Genomic DNA, 15,727 nt, shown 5'->3' with positions numbered 1-15,727 from the left:
GCTCCCCGGGGGGCGCGGGAGAGGCTGCGTTTTGACCCCGACTTTTCGCCGCGGAAGCGATTTCCGCGCCTATGTCCAGGATTCTCTTTCCGCGCAAGGCAAGCCCGGCGCGGCGAAGCCCGCGTGGACCCCGGCGCGTCATTGGGCGCCGGCGCTGCAGGCCCGGATCTTCGCCAAAATCGGCGCTCTCGTCGAAGGCCGCGCCGGCGCGGCGATGGGCGAATCGCTACGCCAGGGCGTCGCCGCCGCGCAGTCCCGTTTTTCCGCGCTGATGGCTTCCGCGAGCGCCCTGCTGGGTCCACAGGTCGAGACAGCGGCGAGGGAAGAGGCGCCGGTTGAGGCCGCCGAACCGGTTCGCGCCCGCCGCGCGCAGGCGCGCAAGACACTGGAGAACGGCGGGCGCGAGCCTGTCCAGGAGCCTCCTCAGGATCGCCCCGAGCCGCGAAAGCCCCGCTCCGAGCCGCGCGGGACGGGGGCGCGGAAAATCAACCTTGAGGTCAGCCGGCGCGAGATCGAGGCGGTGCAGGCCCGGCTCGACGCCAGAGCCGCCCCTGGCGATCCCGATGAAATATGGGCCGCCGATCTCGCGCGCGAATACAGGCGGGAGTTTCATCCAATCGAGGCCGGACGCGCCGCGCCCGCCGTCCCCTCCGAAGCCGGGGAAGCCCCGACGGCCGCCGATGGAGCTGCGGCGGCGCTTTTCCTCGCCGGCAAGGCGGCGTGGCGGGCCGGGCTGGTGCTGGAGCCCGTGATCCGCTTTCTGGCCGCCTATAGCGCCCCGATCCTGAAGGTCGCGGCGGTCGGGCTGGTCGTGGTGGGAGCCGGCGGCTTGCTGGCGCAATGGCCCGGGAACGACAGGGGCGACGAGACGGTCGTGGCTGCGTCGAACCCGGCGCTGCCCGGAGCGCAACGCGCGGTCTGGCTCGAAATTCCCAAGCCCTTGCGCCTTTACGACCTCTCCGCGCCGTCGCTGGCCCGTGAGAAGCGCCTTTATGCGGCGCGGCGCCATACGACGGGCGGCGGGCGCGAGGATGTTCTGACCTTTGGCGAATTCGCCGGGGCCGGCCCCTTTTTCCGGCTCTCGATCTATCGCCACGGGACCGAAAAAACCGCCGACGCGGCCTTTTTCGTCGATATGGCGCGGCGCGCCGCGCAGCTCGGCCTCAGCCTTGGCCGCGCCAATGTCGCCGACACGCAGGCCACGCGTTTCGGCGACCTGGAGACGGCGGCCATGACCATGACCGAAGGCGGCGTTACGCGCGACGCCTGCAGGGGCTTCCGCTTCAGCGCGGCGCAGCTCGGGTTGACCATCGCGGGCTTTGCCTGCGGCGCTGATGACGAGGCGGCGTCCGCGGGCGCGCTCGCCTGTCTGCTCAATCGCCTCGATCTGATTTCGGCCGGCGAGGACCGCGCCCTGCGCGACTTCTTCGCCGCCGCCCAGGCGCGCGGCGCGCGCGGCTGCGCCGAGCCGGCGTCCGCGCCCGTGAAAAGGCGCCCGGAAAAAACGATCCAATGAGCCAAAGGGTTGCAAGAAAACCGCGCAAGCGGAGTTTTTTAACTTTGGCGGCCAATTCGCTATCGCAAGTCCCGGCAAAGCGCTAAATTGCCGGCAAGCCGCATCAGGAGCCAATTATGCGCCGTAAGTCCCTTTTCGTTCTCGCGCTGTTATCGGGCGCGCTGGTCTGCGCCGGCGCCCAGGCCGAGAGCAAGCATAAACATCGTCAGCCCTCTCCACGTGTCGCGGCGGCCGCAGACGCCGCCGAGCTGACCGTCACGAAGCGCAGCTTCCTCGATCCCGGCAATGTCGTGCCGGTCGGCACCCGGAATCGCTACATGGACGACAGCACGTTCTATCAATCCCCTGCGCCGGGCGGCACCTACCGCAACGACCTTTTCGGCGACTGGATGCTGCCGGGCCCGTTCAACCTGCCGGCCGCCAATCCCCGCGCGCCGTGGTGAGCTGCGAAGCCGCGCAGTCCTAATGAAAACGGCCGGGCGATCGCCCGGCCGTTTTGCTTTTCAATGAGTTGGCGCACCTCAGTCCTTGGCGCGCTCGACATAGGTGTTGTCCTCGGTGAGGACGACGATGCGGGTTCCGACGCCGATATGGGGGGGCACCATCACGCGCAGGCCATTGTCCATCTTGGCGGGCTTGTAGGACGAGGAGGCGGTCTGGCCCTTCACGACCGGTTCGGTCTCGATCACTTCGAGCGTCACGCGGGCCGGAAGCTGGATCGCCACGGCGACGCCGTTGAAGATCGACAGGATGCACTTCATGCCTTCCTGCAGATAGGCGGCCTGTTCGCCGATCACGTCCTTGGGAACGATGACCTGTTCGAAATTGTCGTCGTTCATGAAAGTAAAGCCGTCGCCATCCGCGTAGAGATAGCTGAAATTCATGTCCTCGACATGGGCGCGCTCGACCTGTTCGGTGGTCTTGTAGCGCACGGAGGTCTTGTTGCCGTCGGACAGGCGGCGCATGTCGATCTGCGTCGTCGGCGTGCCCTTGCCCGGGAAGAAGCTCTCGGCGCTCAGCACGACATAGAGATTGCCGTCCTCGTGCTCGATGATATTGCCCTTGCGGACGTTGCTGGCGATGATTCTCACGTTCGATTTCCCTGCGGCGACTCCCGCCTCGCCGGTTGAAGCGGCGGGCGGTCGGGTCTATGGACCTGTTTGAAACTTGCGGCGACACTAATAACCAATCGTCGCCGCAACGCCAGTTTTTTGTCACATCAACATGGGGTAGGGGCGGGATGGCGCGAAACGCCGCCTTCTGGGCGCCGGAACATCATGCCGCGAAGCAGCCCCGCCTGCTGGCGCGGGCGCGAATCGTCAAGGCCTTGCGCGGCTTTTTCGAGAGCGAGGGCTTTGTCGAGATCGAGCCTTCAGCCCTGCAGGTTTCTCCCGGCAACGAAACGCATATTGCCGGCTTCGCCACCCGCTACGAGCCAATCGGCGGGGCGCCGACGCCTTATTACCTGCACAGTTCCCCGGAGTTCGACTGCAAGAAGCTGCTCGCGGCGGGCGAGACGCGGATATTCTCGCTCGCCCATGTCTTCCGCAACGGCGAGCGCACGCGGTTGCACCATCCCGAATTCACCATGCTGGAATGGTATCGCGCAGGGGCGCCCTATCGCGCCCTGATCGACGATTGCGTCGCCGTCTTGCGCGCCGCCGCGCAGGCCGCCAGCGCAACGGAGTTCCGCTTCGGCGGGTCGCGGCTCGATCCCTACGCCGCGCCGGAAATCCTGCCCGTGACGGAGGCCTTTGCGCGTCACGCCGGCATCGACCTCTCCGCCCTGCTGGACGACCGCGACGCCCTTGCGGGCGAGGCGACGCGGCTCGGCTTGCGGGTGAGCGCTGACGATCATTGGTCCGACCTGTTCAGCAAGATCGTCTCGGAGAAGATCGAGAAAAATCTCGGCCATGGCCGCGCGACGGTGCTGATCGACTATCCCGCGAGCGAGGCGGCTCTGGCGCGGCGCAAGCCGGACGACCCGCGCTTCGCCGAGCGTTTCGAGCTTTACGGCTGCGGCGTCGAGCTCGCCAACGCCTTCGGCGAGCTGACCGATCCCGTCGAACAGCGCCGCCGGTTCGAGGCCGACATGGCGGAGCGGACGCGGATTTACGGCTCGGCCTTTCCGATCGATGAGGATTTTCTCGCCGCGCTGGCTCTGATGCCCCCCGCGAGCGGGGCCGCGCTCGGCCTGGATCGTCTGGTCATGCTGGCCACCGGCGCGGTCCATATCGAGGACGTCCTCTGGGCGCCGACGGCGGCGCCAAGAGAAGCGGGACCATGAGCAAGCGCATAAGCAGGATCCTGACCCGGCCCGAGGAGCTGATCGCGGCGGGCTTTGCCGCGTCGGACGAGGTGGGCGTTCTGGCCGAGGTCGCGGCGCGCTACAGCTTTGCCGTGCCGCCGGGGGTCGCCGCCCTCATTGAGACCCGCGACGATCCGATCGGCCGGCAATTCCTGCCCGACGCGGCGGAGCTGACCCTGCTGCCGCAGGAGCGCGAGGACCCGATCGGCGACGACGCCCATGAGGTCAGCAAGGGCCTGATCCACCGCTATCCCGACCGCGCCTTGCTCAAGCTGACCAGCGTCTGCCCGGTCTATTGCCGGTTCTGCTTCCGCCGCGAGCGCGTCGGGTCCGGGACGGACGGCCCGCTCGATGCGGAGGCGCTCGACGCCGCTTTCGCCTATCTCGCCGCGCATCGGGAGATCTGGGAGCTGATCGTCACCGGCGGCGATCCGCTCGCCGTCTCGCCGCGCCGGCTGGCCGACCTCTCGACCCGGCTGGGGGCGCTGGACCATGTGAAGATCCTGCGTTTCCATTCGCGCGTCCCGGCGCTGACGCCGGAACGGGTGACCGACGAGTTGATTGGCGCCCTGCGCGCCAGCGGCAAGACGATCTATATTGCTCTTCACGCCAACCATCCGCGCGAATTGACGCCCGCCGCCCGGGCGTCTATCGCGCGGTTGATCGATTCCGGCATTGTCATGGTCAGCCAGACCGTGCTTTTGCGCGGGGTGAACAACAATGTTGAAACGCTTTCCGCCCTGATGCGCGCTTTCGTCGAGAACCGGATCAAGCCCTATTATCTGCATCAGGGCGATCTCGCGCCGGGCACCTCGCATCTGCGCCTGCCGCTGGAGGAGGGGCAGGCTCTGGTCCGGGCGCTGCTGGGGCGCATATCAGGGCTTTGTCAGCCTATTTATGTCGTGGATATTCCGGGCGGGCATGGCAAGGCGCCGGCCGGCCCGGTCTATTGGCGTCGGGAAGGCGCGCAATGGCGGGTTGAAGATTGGCGCGGAAAAAGCCACGCTTATGCCGATCCGCCGCCAAAGGCGCGAGATGATGTCTAAACGCCATTTTTTGGGCCGATTTTCACGATTTCTGGCGCAACAATTGATTCGGAGACTGCCTTGAGGCGCCTCATTTCCCGCGTGTTTTTCGCGAACATCCTGGCCGCGCTGCTCATCTGCGCGGCGGCGCCGGCGCCTGCGCAGGATGCGAAGCCGCAGGGCGCGCCCGCCACGATGGCGCCCACGGAATCCGCGCCGCCCGTCGATCCGAGCGCGCGGCTGGACGCCGCCAAGCTTAACCTTGACCAGATCGAGGCCAAGCTCGCGACGGACAGCATGACCGACGGCGAACTGGTCAAGATTCGCACCTCGCTCGATCCGATCTCGACCCAGATCCAGAGCGTCATCGCCGAAGTGTCGCCCAAGATGACCGCGCTCAAGGCGCGTCTCGACCAGCTCGGCGCGCCGCCCGACCCGAAGGCCAATCCGCCGGCGGCGCCGGAAGATCCGGCGGTAACGCAGGAACGCGCGGACCAGCAGAAGCTGTTCTCGGCCAGCGACGATCTCATCAAGCGGGCGAATGTCGCGCAATTGCGCATCGACCAGCTTGCGGCGCAAATCGCCGATAGGCGTCGGACCCTGTTTTCCAACGCCGTTTTCCAGAGCTCGTCGAGCATCGTTTCGCCGAGCCTGTGGATGGATGTCGCGCGCGACACCACCCACAATCTTTCCGCCGCCAAGGGGGCCGTCCTCGACATGGCGGGCCAGTTCGGCCGCGTCCTGTCCAATGGGGGCGCCATCCTGTTCGGCCTTTTGCTGCTCGCTCTGATCGGCGCTGTGGTCGCCGCGACCCTGCTCGCGCGCCAGGTCATACCGCGCGAGAAATCGGGACGCCCGCCAAGCGAACTGCAGAAGGCGGCCGCCGCGCTGTGGACCGCGGTGGCCGTGGCGGCCATTCCGATCCTCGCCGCGACGGCCCTTTACGCGCTGACCGACTGGTTCGGCCTCGGCGGGCAGGAATTCAAGCCGCTGTCCGACGCTTTCTTTCGCGGCGTGGTTCTCTGCGCCTGGGCGGTCGGTCTGGGCAACGCCATACTGGCGCCGAGCCGTCCGCTCTGGCGCCCGCTCGATCTCAGCGACCGCGTGGCGCAGCGGCTGATGAACCTCGTTCTGGTCGTCACGGGGCTGATCGCGTTCGGCAAATTGTTCGACGCGCTTGACGAGGTGCTCGGCGCCTCGTTGCCGGTCTCGGTCGCGGCGCGGGGAACCTTCGCCATGCTCGTGGGCCTGACGCTGATGCGGGGCCTCTATGGGATCGTCGCGCCGGACGACCCCGAAGAGGAGGAAACCGGCCGGTTCGCCGGTCTTGAGGATGAAAGCCCCTGGTGGCCGCCGATCCGCTTCGCCGCCTGGGCGGCGACAGTCGCGGTGATCGGAGCCGATCTGCTTGGCTATATCGCGCTATCATCCTTCCTCGTCACGCAGTTCGCCTGGACCGCCTTTGTCGCGGGCCTGCTGTTCCTGTTGCTGAAGATCGCCTCCGAGGGGTTGGAGCAGGCGTTCCGGCCCAATTCCCGTCTCAGCCGCGGGCTGGTCAACAGCGTGGGCCTGCGCCGGGAAAGCCTGGCGCAGATCGGAGCGCTGCTCGAAGGCGTCATTTCCCTGACTCTTTACGCGATCGCCGCCCTGCTGGTGATGGCCCCCTGGGGCCTGCAGTCGCATGACATGCTCGGCACGATCGAATCGGCCTTCTTCGGCTTCAAGCTCGGCGACGTCACCATCTCGCCCTGGAGCCTGCTGATCGCGCTCGTGCTGTTCGGCCTCGGCTACGCCATCACCCACGCGATCCAGAGCTGGCTCGAAAAGCGCTATCTCCCCCTGACCCAGCTCGATCAGGGGCTTCAGGCGTCGATCCGCACCAGCGTCGGCTATATCGGCTTCCTGATCGCGTTGCTGTTCGCGGGCGCCTCTCTCGGCATCAATCTCGAAAGGCTCGCGCTTGTCGCCGGCGCCCTCTCCGTCGGTATCGGCCTCGGCCTGCAATCGGTGGTCAATAATTTCGTCTCGGGCCTGATCCTGCTGTGGGAGCGCACCATCCGCGTCGGCGATCTGGTCGTGATCGGCGAAGAACAGGGCTTTGTCCGGCGCATCAATGTGCGCGCCACCGAGATCGAGACCGCGGACCGCGCGACCATGATCGTCCCCAACGGTAATATGATGACCGGGGTGGTGAAGAATTTCGTGCGCGGCGACCGCATGGGCCGCATCAAGATCCCGGTCCAGGTCGTCGCAGGCTCGGACCCGGAACAGGTGCGCGAGATCCTGACCGACGCCGCCAGATCCCAGGATCAGGTCGTGGGCATCCCGGCGCCGATCGTGCTGTTCACCAATTTCGGCGCGACTTCGCTCGATTTCGAGCTGATCTGTTTCGTCGAGGAGGTCGAGCGGGCGGCGCGCGTGAGGAGCGACGTGCTTTACGCCATTTTCAAAGCCTTCGCCGAGGCCGGATTGAGAATGCCTTCGAGCAGCACGATGCTCGACGTGGACGTTTCCAAATTCGAGCCAATGCTCGCGCGCCTTGTCCCCGGGGTCAAAGACATCAAACCTTAAAGTTTTTGGCGCATTCCCGCACGGCTCGCCCGCCCTGTCCGCCGCCAAAGACCGGAAAGCCGAAATCCGATGCCTGACCGCCGTTTCTCCACGCGCCTCGTTTTTGGCGCAGCGCCGCTGTGCCTGTTGCTCGCCGGCTGCGCCGACACCGCCGCGCCGCCTCCGCCCGCGGCGAGCGAATCCAGCCTTTATCGCTCCATGGCCGCGCCCGGCGCCAGCCTCGACGCCGCCGCCGCGCGCGACATGATCTCGCTCTATCGCCGCAATAATGGGCTGGGCGGCCTGACGCTCGATCCGGGCCTGATGGAGCAGGCGCGGGCGCAGGCCCAGACCATGGCCGCCCGGGACAAGCTCAGCCATGAGCTGAGCGGCTCGCTGACGGCCCGGCTCAATGGCGCGGGCTTCCAGAAATCGGCTGCTGTGGAGAATGTATCGGCGGGATACGACACGATGGCCGAGGTCTTCTCCGGCTGGCGCCAGTCGCCGTCGCACAACGCGAATCTGCTCGCTCCGGGCATGAAGCGCATGGGCGTCGCCGCCGCCTATAATCCCAAGACGCGCTACAAGGTGTTCTGGGCGCTGGTCATGGCGAACTGACGCCGGGGGCGATCTTAAAACCAAGACTCACAGGTTTTAACCTGTAAGTCTTGGTTAGGCGCGACTGCGCCGCCGAGCTTATGCGAGGGATTCCTTGACCGCGATGGCTCGCGGTCAAGGAAAAATGGTATTATTCGGCGGGCGCGAGCCCGCCATCGAAGTCCGAAGGGCCGAGCCAGCGGCGCAGGAAGGCGGAGGTCCAGCGCGCCACGGCGCGGTCATGCTGGAACCAGCCTTCCAGATGGCGCTGGCGCTCCTGGGCGCTCGGATGGTTCATGCGCTCCAGCGCGGTCACCGTCCATTTGCACATCATGGCGTAGGTGACGTCGGGGTGGAACTGCAGGCCGAAGGCCTTGTCGCCGACCTGGATCGCCTGGGCCTCGAAATCCTCGCCCTTGGCGAGGAGGATCGCGCCATTGGGGCAGTCGAAGCCCTCGCGATGCCATTGATAGACGCGCGTGGGGAAGGCGCAGTCGCACAACGAATGACCCTTCTGCGTCGGACGGATGGGATAATAGCCGACTTCGACGCGGCCTTCCGGATGGGCGCCGACCTTGTGGCCGAGGTGGCGGGCGAGCAGTTGCGAGCCGAGGCAGATGCCGAGAAAGGGCTTGTTTTCCTTGAGCGGCGCGCCAATCCAGTCGATCTCCCGCTTCAGCCAGTCCTCTTCGTCGTTGACGCTCATCGGCCCGCCGAAAAACACAGCGCCGGAATGGTCGCGCATCGTCTCGGGCAGAGGGTCGCCGAAGCGGGGACGGCGGATGTCCAGAGGCGCGCCGAGGTCGCGCAGCAGCCGGCCGATCCGCCCGGGAGAGCTATGTTCGCCGTGAAGGACGATCAGCACCGGCTTGTGTTGTGGCGGCGAAAACGGATCGGCGGAAAACAGCATTTTCAGGCGATCTCCCTGTCTCTGCGGCGCAATTGCAGCGAGCCGACAATGGCCAAGGCGATCGCCTTGGGGGTGAAAGGGCTGGTCCAGACGACGAATTTCGCCGCGAGGCCGGGAACGACCACGCGTTTGCCGGCCATCATGCCGTGATAGGCGATTTTCGCCACCTCCGGCGAGGAGAGCGCCACGCGGAACATTTGGTCCATCTTGGCGGAGAAGCGCGCGCGCGCCTGAAAACCTGTCGGCACCGGCCCGGGGCAAAGGGCGGTGACGCTCACGCCGCGCGGCGCCAGCTCCACCGACAAAGCTTCGGAGAGGGACAGCACATAGGCCTTGCTGGCGTAATAGACCGCCATGCCCGGGCCGGGCATATAGGCCGCGATCGAGGCGACATTCAGCAACCGCCCCCTGGCTTGCGCGAGTTGCGGCGCAAAAATCAGGCTCAATTCGGTCAAGGCGCGTATATTCAGGTCAATCATGCCCAATTGTTCGGCGTGATCGCCATCCGTGGCCGGACCGAGCAGGCCATAGCCGGCGTTATTGACGAGAATTTCGGCCGAGGCGCCCGCCGCTTCCAGAGCGGCGGCCAACGCGGCCGGGGCGCCGGCCTGGGTCAGATCGAAGTCGAACGCCAGCGGGCGCGGATTCCTCTGCCCGGGCAAGGCCGCGAGTTCGTCGGCGAGGGCGTCCAGCGCGGCGCGGTTGCGCGCGACAAGCGCGAGATCATGGCCTTGGGCGGCGGCGTAGCGGGCGAGATCGGCGCCAATGCCGCCCGATGCGCCGGTGATGAGCATGAGCTTGCGCGGCGCCGTCATGATTTCGACCCCGCTGTGGCGGGGGCGCCGAGATCCCACGGGCCGGGCGCGTCGGGTTCGCAGCCGTGCTCTTCGCGGACCTTGCGGCGCATCGCCAGACGGTCGCGCGCGGGCACGCCGAGCAGTTCGGACACGCGCCAGATGATGTTTTCCTCGAATTCCTGCACGGTTCCGTCGGCATAGGCGACGGTCCACATCATTTCGATGAGGCGGCGGCGGTCCGGCCCCGCCATTGAATCCTTCAGCACCGAAGTGAAGCCGTATAGGTCGACGGCCTCGCGGTCGCGGTCGCGCGCCTCGGACAGAAGCTGCTCGGCCTCGTCGCGGCCGAGGTCGAAGCGCTGCTGCAACAGCAACAGCAAGGCGCGTTTTTCGGATTCGCTGAAAAAGCCGTCGATCTCGGCGACATGGACAAGCAAGGCGGCGGCGGCGACGCGCAGTTCATTCCCGCCGAAATCGCGTTGTGCGGCTTCGGAGCCGGTCATTTCGTCAATGAACTGCCGCAACCTTTCGAACATGCTGAAACCTGGTCAAGACGCGCATTCACAATCCCAAGATGGGCCCTGGGTGCTGAACGAAGCATTAACCATGCCGAAATAGGTGGAACAACCAGTAATTTTACCGGCGCCGCGACGCAAAAACGCAAACAGGATTACCAATTGGTAAATGGCGCGGCGAAATTGCGCCCGATCAGCCCTTCTTGCCCTTGGCCTCAAGCTCGGCCTTGAGCGCGGCCAGCTTGGCGAAGGGCGAATCCGGATCGGCCTGCTTTTCGCGCGGGGGGCGCTTCTCGTGCTGGGGCGGACGTTCGCCGCGCTGGTCGTCGCGCCGCTTGCCGTCGAACTTGCCCTCGAACCGGCGCCCGCCCTCGCGCTTGCCTTCGAAGCGCGGCTTGCCGCCTTCCGGCCTGCGGTCATCGCGGCGCGGCCGATCCCGGCCCGACTGCGCGCCTTCCGCCGTCTGCCCTCCAACGGCCTGCCCCTCGGCGGGCGCAGCCTCGCCGGACGGCCTCGCCGGTCCGCCCTGATGGCGGCGCGGGCCGCCATGACGGCGGTTCTGTTCCTGCCCATGCTCGCGGCGGCGGCCATGGGGATGGCGCTGCGGGCGCCAGATTTCGATGAGGACCGGTTCAGCGGCGGCGTCTTCCGCCGGCGCCTGCTCTTCGGCGGTCGCCGCTTCGGCTTCGTGAGCGCTGGCGGCCTCGGCTTCGACCGTGGCGACGGTTTCGGCTTCCGCCCCGGGCGCGGCTTCGGCGACTGGTTCGGCGGCGGGCTCGGACGGTTCTTGGGACGGTTCTTGGGACGGTTCTTCGGCCGGCTCCGCCGCAGCTTCGGCTTCCGCCGGGGCCGCAACGTCCTCAGCGGCGGCCTCGACCGCGACCGCTTCCGCAGCGGCTTCGGTCGGTTCGGCTGCGGCTTCAGTTTCCGCGCTTTCAGGCGCGGCTTCGCCGCCTTCCGTCGCGGCTGCTTCTTCCGTAACGGCCTCGTCCGGCGCGGCTTCCGCCGTCACGGGCTTGACCGGCTCGGTCGGCGCCTTCGCCAGCAGCGGCACGGTGATGGCCGGGCCCGGGCGGGACTCGCTCACATAGCCCAGCGATTTGAGAATGCTGGAAAAGCTTTCGCCCGAACAGCCGGCGAGCGAGGTCATGGTGACCGTCACGACAAAGCCCTCGCCGTCGGCGGCGCCGGCCGGCGGCTCGCCGGGGGTCACGCCGGGGCGATAGGCGATGGCCGGGCGGATCAGGTCGGCGAGGCGCTCCAGAATGTCGACGCGAACGGCCCGGTCGCCGCAAACGCGGAAGCCGGCGGCGCGGTAGAGACCGCGATTGATCTGCTGGTCGGCCGGGAAGGAGGTGCGGCCGGAGGCGGCGAGATGCGCGACCTCGTCGATGCCCTTCACGACTTCGAGCCCGCCGTGCTTCAGCGTCCAGAGCTGGGCGGCGAGAGCGCGCGGGGCCGGCTTCAGCAAGGCCGGGAGGTAAAGATGATAGGCGCCGAAGCGCACGCCGAACTTGCGCAGGGCGGCGCGGGCGTCCTGCGGCAGGTTCTTCATTTCCTCGGCGACGCGGGAGCGCTCCAACACGCCGAGCGCCTCGCCGATCTGGAAGGCGAGGCCGCGCGCAACGCCTTCAAGGCCGTCGCCGATCTCAAGCTCCTCCAGAGCGCCGAGCGTCTTCTTGATATGCTGAGCGAGCCAGAGGTCGAGACGATTCTGCGCCATTTCGAGTTGGGCGCCGCTCAAATGCTCATCGGCGATCAGCCGCACGCGCGGCTTGAGGATATGGTCGCCCGCCGCAATGCGCCCGACCGGCTCGCCGAGCCAGCGGATGATTCCGTCATTGGCGAGGACGAAGGCCTCGTCGACCGCCTCATGCACGCGGCGCGCCCGCGCCTCGATCTCCGTCGCCAGCGCTTTCTGCGCCGCCGCGTTCAGGGTCCTCGCCTCCTCGCCCGCCGCCTGCGGGTCTGGAGTGAAGCAGAACCCCTGCAAGGAGCCGACGTGATGACCCTCGACCATAACCTGGCCCGTCGCGGTGACTTCGGCTTCCAACATCGTGTTCTCTCTCAGGCGGCGCATCAGCACGCTGGCGCGCCGGTCGACAAATCTTTGGGTCAGACGCGCGTGCAAGGCGTCGGATAGATTGTCCTCTACCTGACCTGCGACGCCCTGCCAATGCTCTGGATCGTTCAACCAGTCATTGCGGTTGGCGATGAAGGAGCACGTGCGGACGTGGCTGATGCGCGCGGACAGGGCGTCAATGTCGCCGTCAACCCTGTCAACGCTGGCGATCTGGCGCGCGAACCAGTCGTCCGGGATGCGTCCGGCCCGCACGATATAGCGAAAAACATTCATGACAAGATCGGCGTGGGCGGCCGGAGACGTCTTGCGATAATCGGGAATCTGGCAAACGTCCCATAATCTCGCGATGTCGGCGCGGGTCTTGGCGTTTCGACGCACGCTTTCGTCGCGCGACGCCGCTTCGAGCGCGACCTGGTCTTCCGCGACCGGCGCGCGGGAGAGGCCGGGCCGGGACGGGACGGTGTCCAGCGAGGCGATCAGCGCCTCGATGCTGGAAAAATCCAGCGCGGCGTTGCGCCATTGCAACAGCGGGATGGGGTCGAAAGCGTGCGATTCGACCATCGCCGCCAGTTCTTCGTCGAAGGGCGGGCAGCGTCCGCTGGTCCCGAACGTGCCGTCGCGGGTGTGGCGGCCGGCGCGGCCGGCGATCTGGCCGAATTCGGCGGGGTTGAGCCGGCGGTGCTGATAGCCGTCGAATTTGCGGTCTGCGGCGAAGGCGACGTGATCGACGTCGAGATTGAGGCCCATGCCGATGGCGTCGGTGGCGACGATATAATCGACGTCGCCGTTCTGGTAGAGGTCGATCTGGGCGTTGCGCGTGCGCGGGCTCAGCGCGCCGAGCACCACCGCCGCGCCGCCGCGCTGGCGGCGGATCCATTCGGCGATGGCGTAGACGTCCTCGGCGCTGAAGGTGACGATGGCGCTGCGACGGGGCAGGCGGGCGATCTTGCGCTCGCCGGCGAAGGTAAGCTGCGACAGGCGCGGGCGGGAATTGATGCGGATGCCCGGCAACAGCCGCTCCAGCACATCCTGCATGGTCGCCGCGCCGATCAGCAGGGTTTCTTCTGTTCCGCGCCGGTTGAGGATGCGATCCGTGAAGACATGGCCGCGGTCGAAGCTCGCCGCAAGCTGGATCTCGTCGATGGCGACGAAGGGCAGCGCGAGGTCGCGCGGCATGGCCTCGACGGTCGAGACCCAATAGCGCGGGTTTTTCGGCTTGATCTTTTCCTCGCCGGTCACGAGGGCGACCGCCTCGGCCCCTACCTTGGCGACGACGCGGTTATAGACCTCTCGCGCCAGCAGCCGCAGCGGCAGGCCGATCATGCCCGCCGAATGGCTCAGCATGCGCTCGATGGCGAAATGGGTCTTGCCGGTATTGGTCGGGCCGAGGATCGCCGCCACATTGTCGGCCATGCGCCCGGAAGCCTGGCGGGAATCGCCCTGTCGCACGGGAAAGAGAAACTCGTTCATCGACGTCATGGCCGTCGGGCTCCTGACGGGGCGTTAGGGACTTGTTTCATTTGAGGACGGCCGAATTGCAACCTGTATTTTTCATCCTGTTGTTATTGAACAATAAAATCAAATCGCCAACTCTGGTTGCGCCTTAATTTCATCCCGCGCGCGGGATGAAATTAAGGAATCGAACCTTGCGCGAACGAATCGGGCTCGAATCGGTGACCGCTGCGGAGTCTGTCTTTGTTCCCGCCATATATGGGGACGCTCGCGCAAATTGCCCCAGCGCTTGATTTGCGCGCCAGATCGCGCCGTTCCGGCGGCGCGGCGCGACGGACTCCGCAGGCGGGTTTTGTCAACAGGGCTCAGGGAGCGAAGCGGAGTTCCGACGCTTCAATCACCGCCGTGCCGGCCATGGTCATCAGCGACACGCGATAAGGCACGACGATGTGCAGGTTGGGCACAGGCGCCAGCCAGACGTTCATGTCCTTGTTCTCGGCCATGAACTGGGTCGCCTTGTTGCTGGGCTTGTGCCCGGCGATCGGGACATAGCGCGCCGAGCAGATCGTCACCGGGCCGGAATAGCCATTGGTCTTGACCTCTTTCACGCCGACATAAGTGAGCGTCACGTCGAAACGCGTATAGCCGTCGAAGACCGGGACGCGGCGGTTGCAGGCGCTGGGCCCGACGGCGCTCGCGCCCTCCGGCACCGGCATGACGAAGGCCGAAAGCGGGTCGATGATGTCGCGCTTGTGCGCTTCCGTCAGCGGCACGCGTTCGGGGTTCCTGCTGTCGTCCCAGGCCGGGGAGGTTTCCACCTGCCGCACCGCGCCATCGCTCATCGCCATGCGCAGGGTGCGAGTCTCCTTGGAATTGGAGGCGACGGTAGCGTAACCCGCCGGAGAAATGGCGCCGCCCTGATAGGCGCCGGACGAGGCCAGCGCCATGCGCAGGCTCGAGACGATGGCGGCAAGGCCCGTCAGCCGGACATGGAGATCGACCTTGTAGCGGCTATCGCCCACCGCGCCATCGGCGACGGCGACGCCGATCGGCAGGCCGATCAGCGAGACGCGGTAATTGGCGTGCATGGTCTCGGCCTGCGCCTCAGCGCGGAGAGGCGCCGCCGCGCCCGCCATTCCGGCGACCAGGGCGAGCCCGCGAATTGCCATACGGTTCATTCAGGCGGCCTTTTGGCGATCCGGGCGCGCGCGAAGCGCGGTCGCCCCATGATTCGAATCGATTGTCAGGGAATATAATGGCGTCGGCGCGGCGCGCAAAAGCTTTGCCGGGGGCGCCGTCGATGAAAATGTACAAAGGCGCCTACCCCCCCTTGCCGCGATCAATCTGCGCCGCTATAAGGCGGGCCTCCAAGGCGAAGTTCTTGGATGCGGCGGGGCGACCCGCCGAAAATGTCGGAGTGTAGCGCAGCCTGGTAGCGCACCTCGTTCGGGACGAGGGGGTCGGAGGTTCGAATCCTCTCACTCCGACCAATTTATTCCATTGATCCGTCTATCAGGCCGCCCGGCAGCGCCGGAGCGGCCGATCGGCGTTTTCGCGTCGGATCGTATTGAACGCCTCATCGTCATCCTCTAGTCTGCCGGAAACCGCCAAGCTTCCCCGAGGGAGCGTGAGCGCGCGACGGGTCCGAGCTGTTTTCCAGAAGGCGCAGACGCGCTGTCGGCCTGTAAATCCGTTGTTCGTTTGTCAGTTGTGTCCGGTACGGAACCAAATGGTCCATGCCGCGCTTCAAGACGACAACGGCGCTGCATTGAAACGAGGAGTCGTTCCGTCGGTCCGGATCATCGCCCGACGGAGATATGGCCTGCAATCGGGGGGTGAGGAAACATGGCTGCTATTTTCTGGAAAAATCCGGTCAGCGCGGATTGGACCTTTGGTCCGGACTGGTCGACCAATACGGTGCCGACTTCGGCTGACACGGTGTCGATCGCGCTGATCGGCAATTACACCGTCACG

12 protein-coding genes and 1 tRNA gene are annotated in these 15,727 nt (G+C 66.4%); 7 read left to right on the top strand and 6 right to left on the bottom strand.

The features are described from left to right. The first annotated feature begins 31 nt into the window (after positions 1 to 31). A complete protein-coding gene (locus QM467_RS12810; RefSeq protein ID WP_283366722.1) occupies positions 32 to 1,516 on the top strand; it encodes a hypothetical protein in 1,485 nt (494 codons plus the stop codon). A 116-nt stretch (positions 1,517 to 1,632) separates the two neighbouring features. After that, entirely contained in the window at positions 1,633 to 1,959 is a 327-nt protein-coding gene (locus QM467_RS12805) for a hypothetical protein (RefSeq protein ID WP_283366721.1), read from the top strand. Between the two features lie 78 nt (positions 1,960 to 2,037). Here QM467_RS12805 and efp read toward each other — a convergent pair whose 3' ends face one another. Continuing rightward, the gene (gene efp / locus QM467_RS12800) at positions 2,038 to 2,607 is read right to left on the bottom strand and encodes an elongation factor P (protein WP_283366720.1); all 570 of its coding nucleotides are present in this window, start codon (positions 2,605 to 2,607) and stop codon (positions 2,038 to 2,040) included. A 149-nt stretch (positions 2,608 to 2,756) separates the two neighbouring features. On the opposite strand from efp, the gene epmA reads away from it, so the two are divergent. From epmA to QM467_RS12780, 4 genes are all read left to right on the top strand, one after another. Then, a complete protein-coding gene (epmA, locus tag QM467_RS12795) occupies positions 2,757 to 3,803 on the top strand; it encodes an EF-P lysine aminoacylase EpmA (protein ID WP_283366719.1) in 1,047 nt (348 codons plus the stop codon). Further along, the gene (locus QM467_RS12790; RefSeq protein ID WP_283366718.1) at positions 3,800 to 4,870 is read left to right on the top strand and encodes a lysine-2,3-aminomutase-like protein; all 1,071 of its coding nucleotides are present in this window, start codon (positions 3,800 to 3,802) and stop codon (positions 4,868 to 4,870) included. The genes epmA and QM467_RS12790 overlap by 4 nt, the downstream gene beginning before the upstream one ends. A gap of 60 nt (positions 4,871 to 4,930) precedes the next feature. After that, positions 4,931 to 7,420, top strand: coding sequence for a DUF3772 domain-containing protein (locus tag QM467_RS12785; RefSeq protein WP_283366717.1), 2,490 nt, complete (start codon positions 4,931 to 4,933; stop codon positions 7,418 to 7,420). Between the two features lie 69 nt (positions 7,421 to 7,489). Next, positions 7,490 to 8,017 (top strand): CAP domain-containing protein, encoded by a 528-nt coding sequence (locus QM467_RS12780; RefSeq protein ID WP_283366716.1) that lies wholly within the window; start codon positions 7,490 to 7,492, stop codon positions 8,015 to 8,017. A 130-nt stretch (positions 8,018 to 8,147) separates the two neighbouring features. Here the strand turns inward: QM467_RS12780 and QM467_RS12775 are convergent, their stop codons facing one another. From QM467_RS12775 to QM467_RS12755, 5 genes are all read right to left on the bottom strand, one after another. Continuing rightward, positions 8,148 to 8,906, bottom strand: coding sequence for a glutamine amidotransferase (locus QM467_RS12775; protein ID WP_283366715.1), 759 nt, complete (start codon positions 8,904 to 8,906; stop codon positions 8,148 to 8,150). 2 nt (positions 8,907 to 8,908) lie between these two features. Continuing rightward, entirely contained in the window at positions 8,909 to 9,721 is an 813-nt protein-coding gene (locus QM467_RS12770; RefSeq protein ID WP_283366714.1) for an SDR family NAD(P)-dependent oxidoreductase, read from the bottom strand. Beyond that, the gene (locus QM467_RS12765; RefSeq protein WP_283366713.1) at positions 9,718 to 10,239 is read right to left on the bottom strand and encodes a tellurite resistance TerB family protein; all 522 of its coding nucleotides are present in this window, start codon (positions 10,237 to 10,239) and stop codon (positions 9,718 to 9,720) included. Before QM467_RS12765 ends, QM467_RS12770 begins: the two co-directional genes overlap by 4 nt. A gap of 172 nt (positions 10,240 to 10,411) precedes the next feature. Continuing rightward, positions 10,412 to 13,771, bottom strand: a complete 3,360-nt coding sequence (locus QM467_RS12760) for a helicase-related protein (protein ID WP_446737776.1) — start codon at positions 13,769 to 13,771, stop codon at positions 10,412 to 10,414. Between the two features lie 347 nt (positions 13,772 to 14,118). Then, positions 14,119 to 14,931, bottom strand: coding sequence for a DUF3108 domain-containing protein (locus tag QM467_RS12755; RefSeq protein ID WP_283366712.1), 813 nt, complete (start codon positions 14,929 to 14,931; stop codon positions 14,119 to 14,121). A 235-nt stretch (positions 14,932 to 15,166) separates the two neighbouring features. Between QM467_RS12755 and QM467_RS12750 the strand changes: the two genes are divergently transcribed. Next, positions 15,167 to 15,243: transfer RNA gene (locus QM467_RS12750), tRNA-Pro, on the top strand. Positions 15,244 to 15,727 lie beyond the last annotated feature (484 nt).

The sequence above is a fragment of the Rhodoblastus sp. 17X3 genome, assembly GCF_030056575.1.
Lineage (GTDB): Bacteria > Pseudomonadota > Alphaproteobacteria > Rhizobiales > Beijerinckiaceae > Rhodoblastus.
This window is presented reverse-complemented; position numbering and strand designations above follow the sequence as displayed.

What these genes read in the sequence shown, in the direction of transcription:
- QM467_RS12760 (WP_446737776.1), bottom strand. Translation starts at nt 13,771, where the DNA reads ATGAACGAGTTTCTCTTTCCCGTGCGACAGGGCGATTCCCGCCAGGCT.
- QM467_RS12790 (WP_283366718.1), top strand. Translation starts at nt 3,800, where the DNA reads ATGAGCAAGCGCATAAGCAGGATCCTGACCCGGCCCGAGGAGCTGATC.
- QM467_RS12755 (WP_283366712.1), bottom strand. Translation starts at nt 14,931, where the DNA reads ATGAACCGTATGGCAATTCGCGGGCTCGCCCTGGTCGCCGGAATGGCG.
- QM467_RS12765 (WP_283366713.1), bottom strand. Translation starts at nt 10,239, where the DNA reads ATGTTCGAAAGGTTGCGGCAGTTCATTGACGAAATGACCGGCTCCGAA.
- QM467_RS12805 (WP_283366721.1), top strand. Translation starts at nt 1,633, where the DNA reads ATGCGCCGTAAGTCCCTTTTCGTTCTCGCGCTGTTATCGGGCGCGCTG.
- QM467_RS12780 (WP_283366716.1), top strand. Translation starts at nt 7,490, where the DNA reads ATGCCTGACCGCCGTTTCTCCACGCGCCTCGTTTTTGGCGCAGCGCCG.
- epmA (WP_283366719.1), top strand. Translation starts at nt 2,757, where the DNA reads ATGGCGCGAAACGCCGCCTTCTGGGCGCCGGAACATCATGCCGCGAAG.
- QM467_RS12770 (WP_283366714.1), bottom strand. Translation starts at nt 9,721, where the DNA reads ATGACGGCGCCGCGCAAGCTCATGCTCATCACCGGCGCATCGGGCGGC.
- QM467_RS12775 (WP_283366715.1), bottom strand. Translation starts at nt 8,906, where the DNA reads ATGCTGTTTTCCGCCGATCCGTTTTCGCCGCCACAACACAAGCCGGTG.